The organism is Bradyrhizobium genosp. L, from assembly GCF_015624485.1.
Classification (GTDB): domain Bacteria; phylum Pseudomonadota; class Alphaproteobacteria; order Rhizobiales; family Xanthobacteraceae; genus Bradyrhizobium.
Window position 1 is genome coordinate 208,602 of the sequence record NZ_CP061378.1, and the last position, 20,587, is coordinate 229,188.

The window sequence follows — 20,587 nt, forward strand, 5'->3', positions numbered from 1 at the left end:
AGAAGTCCCGCCATGATCTCCCGGGCCAATTCATTTGACGTCATCGTCATCGGCGGCGGCCATGCCGGCTGCGAGGCCGCGAGTGCGGCTGCCCGGATGGGCGCAAAGACCGCTCTGGTCACCCATCGTTTTTCGACCGTCGGTGCGATGTCCTGCAATCCCGCCATCGGCGGGCTCGGCAAGGGCCATCTGGTGCGGGAGGTCGATGCTCTGGACGGCCTGATGGGCCGGGTCGCCGATGCCGGAGGCATCCAGTTCCGCATGCTGAACCGCCGGAAGGGTCCCGCGGTCCGTGGACCCCGCGCTCAGGCCGATCGCAAGCTTTATGCCGCCGCGATGCAGGCGGCGATCTCGGAGACCCTAAATCTCAGTGTGATCGAGGGTGAGGCCGATGAGCTGATCGTCGCGGACGGTCACGTCACCGGTATTCGCCTCGGCGATGGCCGCGAGCTTCGTTCGGGTGCGGTGGTGATTACGACCGGCACCTTCCTGCGTGGTCTGATCCATCTCGGTGGGAAGAACTGGCCGGCGGGCCGGGTCGGTGAAGCGCCGGCGATAGGCCTGTCTGCCTCGTTCGAGCGGGCCGGCTTTACCCTCGGCCGGCTCAAGACCGGCACGCCGCCCCGGCTGGACGGGACCACGATCGACTGGTCCGCGGTCGAAATGCAGCCCGGTGACGAGCCGCCGGAGCCGTTTTCGGTCATGACCGATCGGATTACGACCCCGCAGATCCAGTGCGGCATCACCCGGACCACGCCTGCGACCCATGAGGTGATCCGGGCCAACGTGCATCGCTCGCCGATGTATTCCGGCCAGATCAAGAGCTCCGGGCCGCGCTATTGCCCCTCGATCGAGGACAAGATCGTCCGCTTCGGCGACCGTGACGGCCATCAGATCTTCCTGGAGCCGGAAGGGCTGGACGACAGCACGGTCTATCCGAACGGCATCTCCACATCGCTGCCGGAGGAAGTTCAGCTCGCGATCCTCGCCAGCATCCCCGGCCTCGAGCGGGTGAAGATGGTCCGGCCGGGCTACGCGATCGAGTATGACCATGTCGACCCGCGCGAGCTCGATCCGACCTTGGAGACCAAGCGCCTGCGTGGCCTGTTCCTGGCCGGCCAGATCAACGGCACCACAGGCTACGAAGAGGCCGCCGGGCAGGGTGTTGTTGCGGGGCTCAATGCAGCATTGGCGTCCGGCGGAGCCGATCCGATCGTGTTCGACCGCGCCGACGGCTATCTCGGCGTGATGATCGACGACCTCGTGACCCGCGGGATCACCGAGCCCTATCGCATGTTCACCTCGCGCGCCGAATATCGGTTGACGCTGCGGGCGGACAACGCCGACCAGCGCTTGACCGACAAGGGCATTGCGCTCGGTTGCGTGGGCACGGCCCGCGCGGAGCGGCATCGGACCAAGATGACCGCCCTCGAAACCGCCAAGACGCTGGCAAAGTCGCTCGCGATCACCCCGAACCAAGCCGCGAAGCATGGGCTGTCGCTCAACCGCGATGGCCACCGCCGCTCGGCCTTCGAGCTGCTGGCCTATCCGGAGATCGAGTGGCCCGCGGTCCAGGCGATCTGGCCCGAATTATCGGCCGTCGCGCCTGCAATCGCCGTGCATCTTGAGATCGATGCCAAATACGATGTCTATCTGAAGCGCCAGACCGCCGACGTCGACGCCTTCCGCCGTGACGAGGGCCTGGTGCTGACCGATATCGACTATGCCGATGTGCCCGGCCTCTCCAACGAAGCCCGCGCCAAGCTGGAAAAGGCGCAGCCTCGGACCGTTGGGCAGGCTGGCCGTATCGACGGCATGACGCCGGCGGCGCTGGGCATCCTGGCAGCTTATCTGCGCCGTGAGGCGCGACGGAAGACGGCGAAGGCCTCCGCATAACGTTTCACGTGAAACAATGGCGGCCTCGATGGCCGTCATTGCGAGGAGAGATGGATTGCTTCGCTTCGCTCGCAATGACGAGCCATCAATGGCACCATGGGAATGACTTCATCCGCGCAAACCACAGCCTCGGGGATCTCCGCCGCCGATAAGGCGGCAGCCCTGGCCCTCACGCCTGTTTCACGTGAAACGGAAGCCCGGCTCGATCGCTATGTCGCCCTCCTCCTAGAGTGGCAGGCAAAGACCAACCTCGTCGCGCCATCGACCTTACCGAATCTCTGGACCCGCCATATCTCCGATTCGCTGCAGCTTCTGAGCCTCGCTCCGTCAGCCAAATCCTGGGTCGACCTCGGCAGCGGTGGCGGCTTCCCGGGTGTCGTGCTGGCCTGCGCGCTGGCCGAGGTGCCGGGGACGCGGATCCATCTGGTTGAGCGAATCGCCAAGAAGGCGGCATTCTTGCGTGAGGCGATCCGCGTGACGGGCGCGCCGGGGACGGTGCATCTCGCTGATATCGGGGATACTGTGGATAGAATCGCAGGCTCCATCGATTGCGTCACCGCGCGGGCGCTGGCTCCGTTACATCAACTGATCGGTTTTGCGGAGCCGTGGGTCAGAAAGGGCGCGAAGGCGCTGTTTTTGAAGGGTCAAGATGTAGAGGCCGAATTGACCGAGGCCACTAAATATTGGAAAATCTCGCCAGAGCTACATTCCAGCCGGACCGGCGGACAGGGCTGGATCGTCGAACTCGGGTCAATCGAGCGGCGCTAGGGGACCCCGCAACAGCAAATGGTATTTTGGTATGACTGTGATGGACGAGGTTTATCAAGAGGATAGGGCGCAACAGGCGCCGGGCCATCCACGCATCCTGGCGCTCGCCAATCAGAAGGGTGGCGTCGGCAAGACCACCACAGCGATCAATCTTGGTACGGCACTCGCGGCGATTGGCGAGCGCGTCCTGGTCGTCGATCTCGATCCGCAGGGCAATGCCTCGACTGGCCTTGGCATCGATCGCCGCAACCGCAACTGCTCGACTTATGACGTGTTGATCGGCGAAGCCCCGCTGCGCGATGCCGTGGTCGCGACAGCGGTGCCGCGGCTGCACATCGCGGCCTCGACCATGGATCTCTCCGGCCTCGAGCTCGAGCTCGGCACCACGCCCGGCCGCGCCTTCCGGCTGCGCGATGCGATCGCCGGCCTCAACAACAACGTCTCGCCTGACAACGACTACACCTATGTGCTGATCGACTGCCCGCCGTCGCTCAATCTGCTGACCGTGAATGCGATGGCCGCGTCGGATGCGATCCTGGTGCCGCTGCAATGCGAGTTTTTCGCGCTCGAAGGTCTGTCGCAATTGCTGCAGACCGTGGAGCAGGTGCGCTCGACGCTGAATCCGAATTTGTCGATCCACGGCATCGTGCTGACCATGTTCGACTCGCGCAACAATTTGTCCAACCAGGTGGTCGCCGACGTGCGCCAGTTCATGGGCGCTAAGGTCTACAACACCATGATCCCGCGCAACGTGCGGATCTCGGAGGCGCCGTCCTACGGCAAGCCGGTCCTGGTCTACGACCTCAAATGCGTCGGCAGCGAAGCCTATCTCAAGCTTGCCACCGAAGTGATCCAGCGCGAGCGCGAGCTGCGCGCGCATTGACGACGATGCGTAGGATGGGGGGAGCGCAGCGATACCCATCTCGGCATCCCGTAAAGATGGCGATGGGTTTCGCTGCGCTCTACCCATCCTACGATTCTCAAGTTCAAGTCTGGAGTACTGCGCGTGAATCCAAGGGAGCTCGCAACAATGGCCGATGAAGCGCGTTCGCGACTGGGGCGCGGGCTGGCAAGCCTGATCGGAGACGTCGGCGGCGAAGCGGCCGCGCATGTCGAGCGGCCGCGCAACCAGCGCAAGGTGCCGATCGAATTCCTGAAGGCCAATCCGCGTAACCCGCGGCGTACCTTTGCCGATGCCGAGCTCGGCGAGCTCGCCGAATCGATCAAGCAGCGCGGCGTGATCCAGCCGATCGTGGTGCGCGCCATCAAGGGCGCGCAGGACCGTTTCGAGATCATCGCAGGCGAGCGACGCTGGCGTGCCTCGCAGCTCGCCGGCCTGCACGAAGTGCCGATCGTGCCGATCGAGGTCACGGATTCGGACGCGCTCGAGATCATGATCATCGAGAACGTCCAGCGCGAAGACCTCAACGCGATGGAGGAGGCGCAGGGCTATCACGCACTCGCCGACGAGTTCAAACGCAGCCAGGAGGACATCGCCAAGATCGTCGGCAAGAGCCGCAGCCATGTCGCCAACATGATGCGGCTGACCAAATTGCCGAGCGAAGTCCAGGCGCTGATCTCCAAGGGCGATCTCTCCGCCGGCCATGCCCGCGCGCTGATCGGCGTGCCGGATCCGCTGGCGGCCGCCAAGCGCATCGTCGCCGAGGGCCTCAACGTCCGCCAGGCCGAGGCGCTGGCGCATGAGGAGGGCGTGCCGGAGCGCAAGCCGCAGAAGGCGCGCAGCACAGCCAAGGCGCAAGCCAAGGACGCCGACACCGTCGCGCTGGAGAAGCGGGTCAGCGACGCGCTCGGCCTCACCGTCACCGTCAGCCACCGCGATCCCGGCGGCACCGTCCAGATCAGCTACCGCAACCTCGAGCAGCTCGACGAGGTGGTGCGGCGGCTCGAGGGTGGTTAGTCACCGTCGTCATTGCGAGCGGAGCGAAGCAATCCATCCGTCCACGTGTGCGGAAGCATGGATTGCTTCGTCGCTTCGCTCCTCGCAATGACGGATCGACCAAGGTCGACGTCTATCCCCTTCGCTTCGCATTCGCCGCGATCGACAGCAGCGCGCGCTGTCCGATCACGGCCGCGAGCGAGGCCTGCTTGCGCATGTCGAGGGCTGCGGTCGCGAGCAGCTCGATCACCGTCACCAGCCGCGGCGCGCTGAAATTGCGCAGCGCAATCTCGACCGCCGGCTTGCGCGAGAAATGCAGTCGCGGAAATCCGCCTTCGAGCACGGCCGAGGCCGGCGTGCCCTCGGCGATCGCGAGCGCCGATTTGTGCAGCCACGCCGCCTGGCGCTGCGCGGCCGAGATGATCACGCCGGGGTAAGTGCCGGCGACCATGGCTTTCGCAAACTCGCTCTCGACCAGCGCGGCGTTGCCGGCAAACGCGCCGTCGACGATCGGATCGAGCTTCAGTTCGGAGGCGTCGGAGACCACAGTCATCACGTCGTCGAGCGTGATCTCGCCCTTGCCATGGGCGAACAGCGCGAGCTTGCGCAGCTCGTTGCGCGAGGCCTGGCGGTCGCCGCCGAGCAGCGACATCAGCACGGCGCGCGCATCCGATGCGAGCCGCAGGTTGGAGACGCGCAGCTCGTCCTCGATCAGTTTGGTCAGGTCGCGCTCGGTGTCGGGATAGCAGCCGATCGCCACCGCATTTTTCGCCCGCTCGCAGATCTTGCGCAGCGGCGATTCCGCCCTGAGCTCGCCGGCTTCGATCACGATGCGGCAATCCTTCAGCGCAATCTCGCTGAGCGTCTCGACGCCGCTTGCGAAATTGCGCGAGCCGGCGCGGACGCGGATGGCGCGGCGGCCGCCGAACAGCGGCACGGTCATGGCCTCGTCGACCAGCCGCGACGGCTCGGCGGCAAGCTCGTCGCCGTCAAGCCGCACCAGCGAGAACGGATCGTTGGGATCGTCGACCGCGGAGGCCATCAGCGCCTCGGCGCGCTCACGCACCAGGCCGGCGTCGGGGCCATAGAGCAGGATGATCGGCCGGCCGGCATCGGGCCGGGCGAGGAAGCTGTCGATCTCTTTTCCGCGCAGCGCGACCAATGCGGTGATCAGGTCCCGGTGGCGAAGAAGGAGGCCAGCCGGGTCTGGATGTTGTCGGCGATTTCCTGCGCGGCGCGGTCCTCGGCATCGCGGAAGGCGCGGGAGCGGGCGAAGCGCTGGTAGGAGCCGGGCATGTCGTAGGACACCCGCGAGAAGGTGGTGCCGGTCATGACCGACTTGTTGGACGCGATCTCGATCAGGTTGAACTGGGCGTCGATGCCGTAATTCTCGCTGGTCGGCAGTCCGGTGGACTGGTCGACCATCAGCGAGGAGCGGCTGGTGTTGAACTTCAGCACCAGCTTGTGGGTCGGCGCCATGCCGGTGGCGTTGCCGTAGAGCTTGAAGGCGAGCGCGTTGCGGACCTCGACGCCGACGCGGGCCTCGCGTGAGGCGTTGGCCTTCTCGACCGGCGGCACCTCGACGCCCATCAGCTTGTCGCGCAGGCCGGGCGTGCCGTCGGTATGCTCGGCATACATGGGCTGGAAGCAGCCGGCCGTCAGCGCGGCCAAGGCAGCCACGGCCAAGAGCCGGGCAGCGATCCTGATCCTAGCCGACAACATTGACGATCCTCATGGGCACCACGATCACCTTGCGGACGGGCTTGCCGCCCAAAGCGAGTTTTACCGTATCGAGCGCCAAAACGGCAGCCTCTATATCCGCATTTTGGGCGATGCGTGGCACAGTAACATCACCCCGCTTTTTACCGTTGACCTGGACCACCAGGGTCACGCTGTCTTCGACCAGCAAATCGCGTTCGATTTGGGGCCAATCGGCCTCCGAAACCAGCCCGTCTTGGCCCAGGACGGTCCAGCACTCCTCGGCCAGATGCGGCATCATCGGCGAAAACAGTTGAACGAGGATGACCGCGGCTTCCTTGACCGCCCAGGCCAGATCCGGCGCAGGCTTCTGATCCTTGGCCAGCACCTCGGCCAGCGCATTGGCGAACTCGCGGATATGGGCCAGACACACGTTGAAATGCAGCCGCTCGATCCCGGACGACACCTTGTCCAGCGCGCCGTGGGCGGCCTTGCGCAGGGCCAAAGCCTCCGGTCCGAAGCTGGCCGGCCGGGCCGCCGGAGCGGACTTGGCGATTTCGGCTGATTCATTCACCAGCCGCCACAGCCGCTGCACGAAGCGCGCGGCACCCTGCACCCGTTCGTCGCTCCAGATCACGTCGCGGTCGGGCGGCGAGTCCGACAGCATGAACCAGCGCGCGACGTCGGCGCCGTAGCTCGCGATGATGTCGTCGGGGTCGACGGTGTTCTTCTTCGACTTCGACATCTTCTCGATCGGGCCGATCTCGATCTCCTCGCCGGTCGCCATCAGCACCGCGCGGCGGCCGTTGCCGCCGACCTCGACCTTGACCTCGGCCGGCGTCACCCAGGTGCCGTCAGCCTTCTGATAGGTCTCGTGTACCACCATGCCCTGGGTGAACATGCCGGCAAACGGCTCCTTCATGTCGATATGGCCGGTGGCCTGCATCGCGCGGGTGAAGAAGCGGCTGTAGAGCAGATGCAGGATCGCGTGCTCGACGCCGCCGATATACTGATCGACCGGCATCATCCGGTTGGCGATCGCGGGCGTCGTCGGCGCGGTCGCGTTCCAGGGATCGGTGAAGCGCGCGAAGTACCAGGACGAGTCCACAAAGGTGTCCATCGTGTCGGTTTCGCGCACTGCCTTGGCCCCGCATTGCGGGCAGCTGACGTGCTTCCAGGTCGGGTGATGGTCGAGCGCGTTGCCTGGCCTGTCGAAGCTGACGTCCTCCGGCAGCACCACCGGCAATTGGTCGTCGGGCACCGGCACCACGTCGCACTTCGGACAATGGATCACCGGGATCGGGCAGCCCCAATAGCGCTGGCGCGAGATGCCCCAGTCGCGCAGGCGGAAATTGACCTGCCGCTCGGCGACCGGCGCATTGCCGCGCAGCTCACCCTCCAGGCGCTTTGCGACCTCTTCCTTGGCCGCGTCGATCGTCATGCCGTCGAGGAAGCGCGAATTGATCATGCGGCCGTCGCCGTCATAGGCGACATCGGTGATGACGAAGCTCTTCGGATCCTGGCCCTCGGGGCAGACCACCGGCGTGACGCCGAGCGCGTATTTGTTGACGAAGTCGAGGTCGCGCTGGTCGTGGCCCGGGCAGCCGAAGATCGCGCCGGTGCCGTATTCCATCAGCACGAAGTTCGCGACGTAAACCGGCAGCTTCCAGCTCGGGTCGAACGGATGGATCGCCTTGATGCCGGTGTCAAAACCCTGCTTCTCGGCGGTGTCGATGATTTCCTGCGCGGTGCCGATCTTCTTGATGTCGGCGATGAACTCGGCAAGCTTCGGGTTCTTTGCGCTAGCTGCCTGCGCCAGCGGATGATCGGCCGAGATCGCCATGAATTTGGCGCCGAATAGCGTGTCCGGCCGCGTCGTGAAGATCTTCAGTTCGTTCTCGCCGGCCGGCGTGGTTGCGGGATCCAGCGCGAAGCGGATCAGCAGGCCCTCCGAGCGGCCGATCCAGTTGCGCTGCATCAGCCGCACCTTGTCGGGCCAGCGGTCCAGCCCGTCGAGCGCGTCCAGCAATTCCTGCGCGTACTTCGTGATCTTGAAGACCCACTGGCTCATCTCGCGCTGTTCGACCACAGCACCCGATCGCCAGCCGCGGCCGTCGATCACCTGCTCGTTGGCGAGCACGGTCATGTCGACCGGATCCCAGTTCAGCTTGCGCTTCTCGCGCTCGGCGAGGCCGGCGGCGAGCATGTCCAAAAACATCTTCTGCTGATGCTTGTAGTAGCTGGGGTCGCAGGTCGCGAATTCGCGTGACCAGTCCAGCGACAGCCCGATCGACTTGAGCTGCTTCTTCATCGCGGCGATGTTGTCGTAGGTCCAGGCCTTCGGCGCCACCTTGCGCTCGATCGCGGCATTCTCCGCCGGCAGGCCGAATGCGTCCCAGCCCATCGGGTGCAGCACGTTGAACCCCTTGGCGCGCATGAAGCGCGCCAGCACGTCGCCCAGCGTATAGTTGCGGACATGCCCGATATGGATGCGTCCCGACGGATACGGGAACATCTCGAGCACGTAGTATTTCGGCCGCTTGTCGTCGTTCTTGGAGGCGAAGATCGCCTTCTTGTCCCAGGCGGCTTGCCAGCGGGGCTCGGATTCACGGGCGTTGTAGCGTTCGGCGGTCATTGAAATCGCAGGCTTTTGGGTGGTTTTCGGGTCCCAACGGGGACGGCGGACTAGGCCACAGAAACGCCCGTGGGGTCAACGGCTTGGGGCCTGCGAAGGTGGGTGAGTTGCACCGAGCCTGCCACGCCCGGTCGGGCCGGACCCCTCCGGTGTCGTCACCCGCGCAGGCGGGTGACCCAGTATGCCAGAGGCAGCAGTGCTTGAGCCGAGGGGCCGCGGCGTACTGGGTCGCCCGGTCGAGCCGGGCGATGACAGCCCCATATGTGGTTTCAACCGGTAGTCCGCGGCCACCTTTGCATGGGGTTGTTTTCGATATTTTTGGCAGTGCGCCCCTGCCCGCAAGGGGAGGGAGGTCGGTCGGTAACAGTTCAGCTCGCCAGCGCCATGCCGGCTTCGTCCATCATTTTCACGAAGCCATGTTCGACCACGGCATTCCTCCCGCGATGCTTTGCGGCATAGAGGGCGGCGTCGGCGGCTTCGATCAGATCGCCGGGGCGCTGGGTGTCGTTCGGCTTTGTGGTGGCGACGCCGACGCTGACGGTGACGATGTTGTGGCTCGACGTGCAATGCGGCACGGCGAGGCCGAGGATGGCGGTGCGCACCGTCTCGCCGATCGCAAGCGCGTGGGCGGTATCGGTGTTCGGCAGCAGCAGGCAGAATTCCTCGCCGCCATAGCGGCCGGCGAAGCCCATGCCGTCGGCGGCGATTCCGGCCAGCGTCGCGCCGATCTTGCTGAGGCAGGCGTCGCCTTCGGGGTGGCCATAGGTGTCGTTGTAGAGCTTGAAATGATCGACATCGATCATCAGCAGCGACAGCGCGCAGTCATATTGCAAGGCGCGCATCCATTCGAAGTCGAGCCGGCTCTGGAAGCCGCGGCGGTTGGCAAGCCCCGACAGCGCGTCGATCGACGCCATCACGGTGAGGCGATCGTTGGACGCCATCAGCTCGCGCTCGCGCTGGCTGAGCTGGGCGGCCATCGCGTTGAAGGCGCGCGCCAGCGGCACGAATTCGGCGGGCAGCTTGTTCTTGGCGACGCGCGCGGCCCAGTCGCCCTCGCCGAACCGCCGCGCCATGCCGGTCATCAGCTCGATCGGATGGATCACCAGCCGCTCGGCGCCGACCAGGGCACCCAGCAGGACGAACAGGCAGACGAAGCCGAGCTGCAGGAAGGCGGTGCGGATCTCGCGGTTGATCGCGGCCGTCACCTTGGCTTCATCCATGCTCACGATCAGCCGCGACTGGGTGCCGGCGATCTTCGCGAAGCTCAGCGTGCGCTGTGCGCCGTCGGAGGCGGTGAACGACACCGAGCCGGACGGTTCGTCATAGCTCAGCGCCTTCTCCGCAATCGCCGACATCAGGGGAATGGTGTCGAGCGAGCGGCCGATCAGGCTGGCATGGTCCGATGGTGCGGCGATCACCACGCCGGTACTGTCGACCAGCACCGCCGACATGCCGGGTTGGCCACCGAGATTGGCCATGATCTGCGACAGCCAGTCGATGTTGATGCCGGCGACGACGACGGCATCCAGCTCCGGATTGATCGCGGCCAGCGGATAGGCGGCCATCATCATCGGCCGGCCATTGGTCTTGCCGCGCAGATAGTCGCTGAACACGAAGCCGCGCGTCTCCTGCGCCTTCTTGAAATAGTCGCGGTCGCCGATATCCAAGCCAACCTGGAGATTGAGAGTGGAGCACTGCACCAGCCCGTCCCGGGAGACGAACATGATGCTGCGGATCCAGGGCAGGATGGTCGGCAGACTGGCGCGCAGCACCTCGCAGCTCCGTGCAATGCCGCCGGAGGCGCGGATATAGGCCGCCGATTTCAGCATGGTCTCGACCGAGGACACCACCTCGCGCTGGGTCTCGGCGGCGCGGCTGGTCAGATTGGCATAGCCCTCCGCGGCCTGCGCGATCTGCTTGGCGCGGGAATCCTCCAGCGTGCGGACGCGGTCGAGCATCAAGGGCGCGACCAGCATCAGGGCAAGCAACGCCAGCCGGGCACGAATGCCCAGAAGCTTCTTGAGTTTGACCCGATTGCGATTGAAAGTCACACCCGACATTCCCTTGCCCGGGCGCCAAGGTAGGACCAAGGGCTTCAAAAAGCCTTTCCCGAATTTGGTAAAATTCGAGCCAAGCCCGCCATCTGTCAGAGAACGGCACAAGCATGACGAAAAGCCAAACCGCGCCGTTATCGGCTGATTCACCAAGCGGCCTCGCCGCCGTGACACAGGAGATCGCGCGCGCCTGCAAGGAAGCGCGGCGCGATCCCGCCTCGGTGACGCTGATCGCGGTGTCGAAGACCTTCGCTGCCGACGCGATTTCGCCCATTATTGCCGCCGGACAGCGCGTATTCGGCGAAAATCGCGTGCAGGAGGCCAAGGCTAAGTGGCCGGAATTGACCCAGGCTACGCCGGGACTGCTGCTGCATCTGATCGGGCCGCTGCAGTCGAACAAGGCCAAGGAGGCGGTCGCGCTGTTCGATGCGATCCATTCCGTCGATCGCACCAGCATTTGCGAAGCGTTAGCCAAGGAAATCAAATCTCAGGGCAAGCAGCCGGAACTGTTCGTCCAGATCAATACCGGCGAGGAGCCGCAGAAGGCCGGCGTTGCGCCGCAGGACGCAGATAGCTTCATCGCCGCGTGCCGCGACAAGTATGGTCTGACGATTTCAGGCTTGATGTGCATCCCGCCGGTCGACGATGCGCCGGCCCCGCATTTCGCGCTCTGCGCCAAGATCGCCGCGCGCAACGGGCTGCGGAATTTGTCGATGGGGATGAGCGCGGATTTCGCGGTCGCGATCGCGATGGGCGCGACGCATGTGCGGGTCGGCTCGGCGATTTTTGGGACGCGGCCGAAGGTGCATATTTAACAGTCGTCCCGGCCTAGTGCGCAGTTGCGCACGGGGGCCGGGACCCATTACCACAAGATCGAGTTGTTGGAATGAGCTGCGGCCACAGCTCTGCAAACCAATTTGCGTTGGTGGTTATGGGTCCCGGCCTGCGCCGGGACGACACCGAATTTGTAGCGAGCGCTTACCTTACGCGAACCGCACCGACACTTTTCCGATCGCGCCGAAATCCGCGGCGAAGGCATCACCCGCAGCAATCGGCAGTGGCGGGTGGCAGGTGCCTGTCGTGACGACCTCCCCTGCCCGCAGCGTGATGCCGAGTTCGCGCAATTCGTTGGCGCACCAGGCGAGCGCGACACGGGGATCGCCGAGCACGTTCTTGCCGTGACCGATATAGCGCTCGCCGCGCAGCGTGATGACAGGGCGCTCCTCGACCAGATCGATCGCTCGCCAGTCGGCGGACGTTGCGGGTCCGAGCACGAACAGATGCGCGCAGGCGTTGTCGGCGATCAGCTGCGCCTCGCCGGCGGCGGTGAATTCGGCGAAGCGCGAGTCCGGAATTTCGATCGCCGGATGCAGCGTGGCGACGGCGTCGAGCACTTCGTTTACGCTGTAGGCGGAGGTGCGCGGCGGCAAGTCGCGCGCCATGCGGAAGCAGAATTCCGGCTCGCCGACGCGCATCTCGTTGCCATGCATGGGCGCCGTGCCGCCGTCGGCGATCACGGTCTCGGCGAGGATGCGTCCGGCCAAGGGACCTGCGACGTTGATGTGCTTCTGGCCGGCAGCGCTGGTTGCGGCGATCTTCCAGCCGAACAGTTTTTCCCGTGAGGTCTTTTCCAGCGCCGCCTGTACGGCGTAGCCCTCGGCGCGGTCGCGCGGCCGGATCGCTGCATCGAGCGCGCCGAGCTTGGTGCCGGCGCGCCAGTGATCATTGAGCTCTTGCGAGGCGGCGGAAATCTGGTTGGCATCGAGCATGTTTCGCTCCCGGGAATTTTCTTGGTTGGGCACGGTATCAGCATCAACGGCCGTGTTGGCACGAGAGAAGATGGATGGCCTGCGATCTACCCGATCACGATCTTGGTCCGCGGCCCCATCCGCCGCAACAACCGCAGCATCGAGGTTGGCGTCATCGAGACGCAGCCGGCGGTCGGCGAGAAATTCGCTCGCGCCAGATGCAGGAACACCGCGCTGCCGCGCCCGGCGATGCGCGGTCGCGCGTTGTGGTCGATCTCGACGATGAAATCGTAAAGGTGGTCTTGGCGCGTCAGGTGATCGCCGGCTTGCGCCTCGCCGAGGCGGATCGGCTGGTTGTAATGGCGGTCGGCGGGGTCCTCGCACCAGCCGTCTTCGGGGCGGATCGGCCGGGTCGGCAGCAAGGTCTTTGGCCGCGGAAAACGGTCGGCGCGCCACCACAGGCGGAGCGGATGGAAGCTGCCGCGCGGGGTGCCGCCATCGCCCTCGCGCTTGTTGGCGAGGATGCCGCCACGCCCGAGTGCCACCGGCACAGTCCAGCCATCTGCCGTGAGCCAGCCCCGGCGGGGGTCGCCGGCAGCGCGGTGCACGCGGATCAAAGAGAGCGGGCGATCACGTGAATCTGTCGTATAAGTGACTGAAATAGCTGACTTTCCTTTGAGAATCATTCCAATCCAAACTTGCCTTCGCACCCTTGGTTGTTCTATTCGGCGGGATTACAGGACATTCACCTCCCGCCGGCCGATTCTGGAGTAGACTGCCCCGCCTTGTGAATCGGTAACAATCGCCTACCTGAACTCATATCTACACAAGGTGTGTCTCGCTAAGTCTCGGCCATGAGCGCTGTCCGCTTCTGACCATCCCGCCCCCGAAGGATTGTAACCTATGGCCAATGCCCGCAAGATCTTGATCGTGGATGACGATACCGATCTGCGCGATACGCTGGTCGAGCAGCTCTCGCTGCACGAGGAATTCGAAGCTTCCGCCGTCGATACCGGCGCCAAGGGCGCCAGCGCCGCCAAAGCCAATTCTCCCGATCTGGTCCTGATGGATGTCGGCCTGCCCGATACCGACGGCCGCGAGGTGGTCCGCTCCCTGCGCAAGGGCGGCTTCAAGGCCCCGATCATCATGCTGACCGGGCACGACACCGATTCCGATACCATTCTGGGCCTGGAATCCGGCGCCAACGACTATGTGGCCAAGCCCTTCCGGTTCGCGGTGCTGCTCGCCCGCATCCGGGCGCAACTTCGCCAGCACGAAGCCAGCGAGGACGCGGTGTTCTCGGTCGGCCCCTACTCGTTCCGGCCGGGCTCCAAGATGCTGACCGCGGCCAACGCCCGGAAGGTGCGGCTGACCGAGAAGGAGACCGCGATCCTGCGCTTCCTGTACCGCGCCGGCCAGATGCCGGTGTCGCGCGAGACCCTGCTGCAGGAGGTCTGGGGCTACAATTCCGGTGTGACCACCCACACACTCGAGACCCACATTTACCGTCTTCGCCAGAAGATCGAGAAGGACGCCGCCAACCCGGAAATCCTGGTCACGGAAGCCGGTGGCTACAAGCTGGTGCCGTGATACGCTTTGCGCTCAACGATTCGTGAAATCGAGGCGCACCCCGGTCACCGGCCCTGAATGTCGATCGATGATGACGTAGCCCTGCTCGAGCGGGTCCCGACAATGCGTCTGTTGGGCGAAGGCTCGCTGCGCATGCTGGCGATCGGCTCCGAGCAACGCGATTTCAATGAAGGTGACGTGCTGTTTGCCGCCGGCGATGTCGCCGACGCCGGCTATATCGTGCAGCGCGGCACCTTCCGGGTCGAGGAAGGCGGCGCCGAGATCGTCGCCGGCCCCGGCGCACTGATCGGCGAGCTCGCGCTGATCGTGGCGATGAAGCGGCCGTCGACCGCAACCGCGCTGGAGCGCGCCTCCGTCATCCGTGTCGCCCGCAGCCTGTTCCAGCGCGTGCTGGAAAGCGACCCCGCCGCCGCGCGACGCCTGCGCGACGAGCTCGCGCTGCGGACTAGTCAGCTCGCGAGCGATATTCTGATGGCGGGCGCGAAGCTGAGCACGTGACGACTTGTTCGTCCCGGACAAGCGAGCACAGCGAGCGCGATCCGGAACCCATACGCCGCGGCCGCTCTTTGGGCACGCGGGTCGACGGCTTTGCCAGTTTCCGAGCCCTGTGGTGATGGGTCCCGGCCTTCGCCGGGACGACAGTGGACTACACCTCCAGCACCGCGGTCACCGGCACATGGTCCGACGGGCGCTCCCAGCTGCGGGCGTCGCGGGTGATCTTGAAGTCGCTGACGTGATCCCTCAGCGCGCGTGACACCCAGATGTGATCGAGCCTGCGGCCGCGGTCGCCGACGGTCCAGTCGGCGGCGCGGTAGCTCCACCATGTGTAGACCTTTTCCGACATCGGGATCCTTTCGCGCGCGATGTCGAACCATTCGCCATGGGCCTGGGCTGCGAGCAGCTTCTCGGTCTCGACCGGCGTGTGCGAGACGACCTTCAAGAGCTGCTTGTGCGACCACACGTCGTTCTCATGCGGCGCGACGTTGAGGTCGCCGACCAGGATATGGCGGTCGTCGCCGCGCGGATGCAGCGGCTCGCAACTCTTCATCTCGTCGAGGAATTGCAGCTTGTGCTCGAACTTCGGATTGAGCGCGGGATCGGGAATGTCGCCGCCGGCCGGCACGTAGAAATTATGCAGCACCAGCGGCTTTGCGAGCTCGGCCTTGGCGCCGAACGAGACCGAGATGTGGCGCGAATCGATCTTGTCGCAGAACGTCCTGATGTCGGTGGTCTCGAACGGCAGGCGTGAGACGATGGCGACGCCGTGATAGCCCTTCTGTCCGTTCAGCGCGACATGCTCATAGCCGAGCCGCTTGAAGCGCTTCAGCGGAAAGGCATCGTCGATGCATTTGGTCTCCTGCAGGCACAGCACGTCCGGCCGCGCGCTCTTCAGGAATTTGGCGACGATGTCGATGCGCAGGCGCACCGAGTTGATGTTCCAGGTGGTGACGGAGAACCGCATGAGAGCTGCGTCTTAGCACGGTTCTCGGCGGCGGATGATGCTTTGTCCACAGGCGGGATTTCGTAGGGTGGGTTAGCCAAAGGCGTAACCCACCACCTGTCCGCGCGAGAAACGGTGGGTTACGCTTCGCTAACCCACCCTACGGGACCGTCAGCCCGGCGATGTCCCGGGATAGGTCGTGAAATCGATCTTGAACAGCGCCGGGTCGGGCTTCTGCGTCACGTCGAGATTGTAGACCGCGACCGTGGTGTCGTAGCCTTGCGGATCGGTGACGGTCCATTGCTTGAGCTTGCCGTCCTTGGCGCCGATCATCAGCATCAGGCGCGAGGTGCCGACCAGCGCCTGCTTCTCCTCGATCGTGATGCTGACGAACACGTCGTCCGCGGTGACACTGACGACGTTGGTGTCCTTCATCAGGTCGATGCGGTCGGACAGCAGATAGCGCAGCGGCGTCTGCGACAGCGGATAGATGTCCTGCGTCGCCAGCCTGCGGTCGCGCACGGCCACCGACGAGCCGTCGGCGATGATCTCGACCGGGCTCGGATCGTCATATTCGAAACGCACCTTGCCCGGCTTCTGGATGTAGAAATCGCCCTTGGTCTTGCTGCCGTCGGGCCCGACCTGCACGAAATTGCCGACCAGGGTCTGCAGCGACGACAAATAGCTCGAGACCTTTGCGGCCTGCGCCTTCTGGTTGGCGTCGAAGGTCTGGAAGATGCTGGCGGGCACGTTGCGGCGCGGATCGGGAATCACCGGGTTCGGCTCCGGCTGGGTCGCGCTGGTCGTCGCCGGACCCTTGTCTTGCGCGGCATCCTTCTTCGGTGCGGATTTGGGCGCGGGTTTTACCGGCGGCGCGTTCTGCGCCGTGGCGGCACCGGCGAGCGCGGCGGAAACGAGGAGTGCCAGTGCGTAACGCGTGCCGCGGTGAGTGAGGTGATTTGCCATCAGATATATCAGATCTCTGTTCGACGCTCGTCCCGCTCGATTGAGACTTTATCCCGCCTCTTCCGAGGGAGATATGGTTTTTCCGTGATGATCCGGATCAGAACTGGCCTTCCTCTTCCGCGACCAGGATCTCGCGCTTACCGGCGTGATTCGCCGGGCCGACGATGCCTTCCAGTTCCATCCGCTCCATCAGCGAGGCGGCGCGGTTATAGCCGATCTGCAGCCGGCGCTGAATGTAGGAGGTCGAGGCTTTGCGGTCGCGCTTGACGATCGCAACCGCCTGCGTGAACAGATCGCCGCCGCCATCGCCACCCATGCCCGTGGCATCGAATACCGCACCGCCATCTTCGTCGGTCGGTTCTTCCGCGGTGACGGCTTCGAGATATTCCGGCTGACCTTGCGTCTTGAGGTGACGCACCACCTTCTCGACTTCTTCATCCGATGCGAAGGGACCGTGCACGCGGCTGATGCGGCCGCCGCCGGCCATGTAGAGCATGTCGCCCTGGCCAAGCAGCTGCTCGGCACCCATTTCGCCCAGGATGGTGCGGCTGTCGATCTTCGACGTCACCTGGAAGGCGATGCGGGTCGGGAAGTTCGCCTTGATGGTGCCGGTGATGACGTCGACCGAGGGACGTTGCGTCGCGAGGATCACGTGGAGTCCGGCGGCGCGCGCCATCTGCGCAAGGCGCTGCACCGCGCCTTCGATGTCCTTGCCGGCGACCATCATCAGATCGGCCATCTCGTCGACGATGATCACGATGTAGGGCAGCGGCTCGAGGTCGAGCTTCTCTTCCTCGTAGATCGCCTTGCCACTCTCCTTGTCGAAGCCGGTGTGCACCGTGCGCGTCAGCTCCTCGCCCTTGCCCTTGGCTTCGACGAGGCGCTGGTTGTAGCCGTCGATGTTGCGGACGCCGAGCTTGGCCATCCGCTTGTAGCGCTCTTCCATCTCGCGCACGGCCCACTTCAGCGCCACCACCGCCTTCTTCGGATCGGTGACGACCGGCGTCAGCAGATGCGGGATGCCGTCATAGACGGAAAGTTCGAGCATCTTCGGATCGACCATGATCAGGCGGCACTGATCCGGCCGCAGCCGGTAGACCAGGCTCAGGATCATGGTGTTGATCGCGACCGATTTGCCGGAGCCGGTGGTGCCGGCGATCAGCATATGCGGCGTGCGGGCAAGGTCGATGATCACGGGGTCGCCGCCGATGGTCTTGCCGAGACAGAGTGGCAGCTTCGCCACCGATTCGGTGCTCTCCTTGGCGACCAGCAGCTCGCGCAGGTAGACCTTCTCACGATGCGCGTTCGGCAGCTCGATGCCGATCGCGTTGCGGCCGGCGACTACGGCGACGCGGGCCGACAGCGCGCTCATCGAGCGCGCGATGTCGTCGGACAGGCCGATCACGCGCGACGATTTGATGCCGGGCGCGGGCTCCAATTCGTACAACGTCACGACCGGGCCGGGATTGGCTTTGACGATCTCGCCGCGCACGCCGAAATCCTGCAGCACGCCTTCGAGCGAACGCGAATTGGCTTCCAGCTCAGCCTTGTTGAGCGGCTGGCGATCGCTCGCCTTCGGCGCGCTGAGCACGGAGACCGACGGTAGCTCGAACTTGTCGGAATTCTTCTTCTTCGGTTTCGGCTCGGCCTTCTTGCGCGGGGCGCGGGCGACCGGGGCTTCGTCCTCCTCGTCGTCGTCTTCGTCCTCGCCGCCGCGGTCGAAGGCCTCGGGCTCGTCTTCGTCGTCGTGATCCTCGCCCGCCGGCGCGATCGAGGGCGCGGCGCGGCCGCCGCCGATATTGGGCTCCTGGCGCTCGAAGGCGCTCGCGCGGCCCTGCGCTGCGCTCGACACCAGCGATTTGTAGGCGGTGGTGAACAGCCAGCCGAGCCGCGCTTTCGCGCTCATTAGCGCGTGGAACAGCCAGCCCAGCGAGACCGAGCCGCGGTCCTTGTCCTCGTCTTCGACGAACGGTTCGTCGTCATCGGCAATCGGCGTCAGTTCGTCGTCCTGCTCCTCGGCGCCCCAGCCGCAGGCGAACAGGAAGCAAGCCGTCATCGCGATGAACAGCACGAGGCCGAGCACGACGCGATAGATGAAGCCGGGCGGCCCGAACACGACGGCTGGCGCGCGCACCAGCGCATCGCCGACCACGCCACCGAGCCCGGTCGGCAGCGGCCACGCCGTGTTGTGTGGCCAGCAGCTGGCAAAGCCCGCCGCGATCACCGTGGTGAGGATCCAGCAGCCGAGCCGCAGTGCCTCGCGGTCGAACGGGCGATGCGTCAGCATCCGCCAGCCCCACACCGCGACGGGCAGGATCAGCATGATGGCGCCGAGCCCAAGGATCTGCATTAGGAGGTCGGCGCCGATCGCGCCGGGATAGCCGAGCACGTTGCGGATCGCGCGCGAGGTGGCGTGGCTGAGCGAGGGATCCTGCACCGACCAGGTCATCATCGCCGCGGCAATGACCCCGGACAGCGCGATCAGGCCGAGCCCGGTGAGTTCGCGCAAGCGCCGCGCTAGCGCCTCGCGCATGGAGTGCGGCAGATGGCCGACCAGGGGGATGACTCGTTCGATCGCTGGCATGCTCAATCTTCGCGCTTGCCGATTAACCCAGGGTTTCGACCAGCCGATGCAACGCCTCGGCTGTGGATTCGCTGTCGGAGACGAGCGCAAGGCGGATATAGCCCGCGCCCGGATTGGAACCGTCGTTCTGCACGCGCGCCAGATAGCTGCCGGGAATCACCCGCACGCCGGCGTCGCGATAGAGCCTGACCGCGGCCTCCTCGTCGCCGCCGCGATCGGAGACGTCGAGCCAGACGCAGAAGCCGCCGGCCGGCCGCTTGTAGCCGTAGCGGCTGCCGAGGATCTGGTCGGCGAAATCGAACTTGATGCGATAGAGCCTGCGATTCTCCTCGACATGCGCCTCGTCGCTATAGGCGGCAACCGCGACGTGCTGCAGCGGCACCGGCACCTGGGGTGCGGCGACATTGCGCAGCTCGTGGTAGGCGGCGAGAAACTTCTTGTCGCCGGCAGCAAAGCCGATCCGCATGCCCGGCAGGTTCGAGCGCTTCGACAGCGACTGGAACACGACGACGTTGGCGAAGTCGGGCCCGGCGTATTTCAGCATGCTGCCCGGCGCCTCGCGGGTGTAGATCTCCGAATAACACTCGTCGCTCAGGATGATGAAGCCGTGGCGGTCGGCGAGCTGTTTCAGGCGCGCGAAGTAAGCCGGCGTGGCGACCGCGCCTTGCGGATTGGCAGGCGAGGCAATGAAGAAGGCAACGGTGCGCGCCAGCATCGCCTCGTCGATCGCATCGAGGTCGGGCAGGAAGCCGTTGGCGAGCGTGGTCGGCAGATAGATCTGCTCGCAGCCGGCGGCGCGGGCGCCGGCGCCATAGGCGGGATAGAACGGATTCGGCATCAGGATCGCCGGCCGCCCCTTGCGCGGGGCGACGTAGCGGGCGGCCGCGATCGCGGCGAATACCAGCCCCTCGCGGCTGCCGTTGAGCACCAGGATCTCGCTCTCCGGATCGACCGGCCGCGGCAGGTGGAATCGGTGTCCGAGCCAGGTCGCGACCGCACGACGGAACGGCTCGATGCCCTTGGCGATCGGATAGCGGCCGAAATCGGCGGTGTGCTTGGCCAGCACCGGCCCGACGAAATCAGGCACCGGATGCTGGGGTTCACCCAAGGACAGCGTAATCAATGGCTTAGCCGGCTGATACGGCGCCAGCAGCTCGGTCGTGCGCAGGAACGGGGAACGCTCGGCCTGCCCGGCGGATGCGACATTGCCGGCGCCCTGCGCCACGCCGGATGAGGCGGTCATTGCCATGTTCGAGATGCCAGCACTTTCACTGCGGTCGGGGTGGGAGAGCCGAACCGTAAACCGATCA

At 65.2% G+C, this 20,587-nt stretch carries 17 protein-coding genes; 7 read left to right on the plus strand and 10 right to left on the minus strand.

Going from position 1 to position 20,587, the window contains the following annotated elements; genetic code table 11:
* The first annotated feature begins 12 nt into the window (after positions 1–12).
* The 4 genes from mnmG to IC762_RS01000 all read left to right on the plus strand — a co-directional run bounded on the left by mnmG (position 13) and on the right by IC762_RS01000 (position 4,582).
* Positions 13–1,896, plus strand: a complete 1,884-nt coding sequence (mnmG, locus tag IC762_RS00985) for a tRNA uridine-5-carboxymethylaminomethyl(34) synthesis enzyme MnmG (protein WP_195786807.1) — start codon at positions 13–15, stop codon at positions 1,894–1,896.
* 102 nt (positions 1,897–1,998) lie between these two features.
* Complete coding sequence (gene rsmG / locus IC762_RS00990) at positions 1,999–2,664, plus strand: 16S rRNA (guanine(527)-N(7))-methyltransferase RsmG (RefSeq protein WP_195786808.1); 666 nt, start codon at positions 1,999–2,001, stop codon at positions 2,662–2,664.
* A gap of 31 nt (positions 2,665–2,695) precedes the next feature.
* Positions 2,696–3,547 (plus strand): ParA family protein, encoded by an 852-nt coding sequence (locus IC762_RS00995; protein WP_195786809.1) that lies wholly within the window; start codon positions 2,696–2,698, stop codon positions 3,545–3,547.
* A gap of 147 nt (positions 3,548–3,694) precedes the next feature.
* Positions 3,695–4,582 (plus strand): ParB/RepB/Spo0J family partition protein, encoded by an 888-nt coding sequence (locus IC762_RS01000; RefSeq protein ID WP_195786810.1) that lies wholly within the window; start codon positions 3,695–3,697, stop codon positions 4,580–4,582.
* A 112-nt stretch (positions 4,583–4,694) separates the two neighbouring features.
* Here IC762_RS01000 and holA read toward each other — a convergent pair whose 3' ends face one another.
* The 4 genes from holA to IC762_RS01020 all read right to left on the minus strand — a co-directional run bounded on the left by holA (position 4,695) and on the right by IC762_RS01020 (position 10,954).
* The gene (holA, locus tag IC762_RS01005) at positions 4,695–5,723 is read right to left on the minus strand and encodes a DNA polymerase III subunit delta (RefSeq protein ID WP_195786811.1); all 1,029 of its coding nucleotides are present in this window, start codon (positions 5,721–5,723) and stop codon (positions 4,695–4,697) included.
* Between the two features lie 8 nt (positions 5,724–5,731).
* Positions 5,732–6,283 (minus strand): LPS assembly lipoprotein LptE, encoded by a 552-nt coding sequence (gene lptE, locus IC762_RS01010; RefSeq protein ID WP_195786812.1) that lies wholly within the window; start codon positions 6,281–6,283, stop codon positions 5,732–5,734.
* Positions 6,270–8,894: a leucine--tRNA ligase gene (gene leuS, locus IC762_RS01015; RefSeq protein WP_195786813.1), complete on the minus strand. Its 2,625-nt coding sequence runs from the start codon at positions 8,892–8,894 to the stop codon at positions 6,270–6,272. Before leuS ends, lptE begins: the two co-directional genes overlap by 14 nt.
* Positions 8,895–9,262: 368 nt before the next feature.
* Positions 9,263–10,954, minus strand: coding sequence for a sensor domain-containing diguanylate cyclase (locus IC762_RS01020; RefSeq protein WP_195786814.1), 1,692 nt, complete (start codon positions 10,952–10,954; stop codon positions 9,263–9,265).
* Positions 10,955–11,058: 104 nt separating this feature from the next.
* Between IC762_RS01020 and IC762_RS01025 the strand changes: the two genes are divergently transcribed.
* A complete protein-coding gene (locus tag IC762_RS01025; RefSeq protein ID WP_195786815.1) occupies positions 11,059–11,763 on the plus strand; it encodes a YggS family pyridoxal phosphate-dependent enzyme in 705 nt (234 codons plus the stop codon).
* Between the two features lie 168 nt (positions 11,764–11,931).
* Here the strand turns inward: IC762_RS01025 and IC762_RS01030 are convergent, their stop codons facing one another.
* Together IC762_RS01030 and IC762_RS01035 are read right to left on the minus strand one after the other, a co-directional pair.
* The gene (locus IC762_RS01030; protein ID WP_195786816.1) at positions 11,932–12,717 is read right to left on the minus strand and encodes a 2-keto-4-pentenoate hydratase; all 786 of its coding nucleotides are present in this window, start codon (positions 12,715–12,717) and stop codon (positions 11,932–11,934) included.
* An 86-nt stretch (positions 12,718–12,803) separates the two neighbouring features.
* Positions 12,804–13,382: a L,D-transpeptidase family protein gene (locus tag IC762_RS01035; RefSeq protein ID WP_195786817.1), complete on the minus strand. Its 579-nt coding sequence runs from the start codon at positions 13,380–13,382 to the stop codon at positions 12,804–12,806.
* Between the two features lie 217 nt (positions 13,383–13,599).
* Here IC762_RS01035 and IC762_RS01040 point away from each other — a divergent pair, with 217 nt between their 5' ends.
* Positions 13,600–14,286 (plus strand): response regulator transcription factor, encoded by a 687-nt coding sequence (locus IC762_RS01040; RefSeq protein WP_008142830.1) that lies wholly within the window; start codon positions 13,600–13,602, stop codon positions 14,284–14,286.
* A gap of 57 nt (positions 14,287–14,343) precedes the next feature.
* Entirely contained in the window at positions 14,344–14,784 is a 441-nt protein-coding gene (locus IC762_RS01045; protein ID WP_195786818.1) for a cyclic nucleotide-binding domain-containing protein, read from the plus strand.
* Positions 14,785–14,932: 148 nt separating this feature from the next.
* Here the strand turns inward: IC762_RS01045 and IC762_RS01050 are convergent, their stop codons facing one another.
* The 4 genes from IC762_RS01050 to IC762_RS01065 form a co-directional block, all read right to left on the minus strand.
* The gene (locus IC762_RS01050; protein WP_195786819.1) at positions 14,933–15,748 is read right to left on the minus strand and encodes an exodeoxyribonuclease III; all 816 of its coding nucleotides are present in this window, start codon (positions 15,746–15,748) and stop codon (positions 14,933–14,935) included.
* A gap of 150 nt (positions 15,749–15,898) precedes the next feature.
* Complete coding sequence (locus IC762_RS01055; protein ID WP_195786820.1) at positions 15,899–16,693, minus strand: outer membrane lipoprotein carrier protein LolA; 795 nt, start codon at positions 16,691–16,693, stop codon at positions 15,899–15,901.
* Between the two features lie 97 nt (positions 16,694–16,790).
* Complete coding sequence (locus IC762_RS01060) at positions 16,791–19,283, minus strand: DNA translocase FtsK (protein WP_195786821.1); 2,493 nt, start codon at positions 19,281–19,283, stop codon at positions 16,791–16,793.
* A 16-nt stretch (positions 19,284–19,299) separates the two neighbouring features.
* On the minus strand, positions 19,300–20,526 hold the full coding sequence (locus tag IC762_RS01065; RefSeq protein ID WP_195786822.1) for an aminotransferase class I/II-fold pyridoxal phosphate-dependent enzyme: 1,227 nt from the start codon (positions 20,524–20,526) through the stop codon (positions 19,300–19,302).
* Positions 20,527–20,587 lie beyond the last annotated feature (61 nt).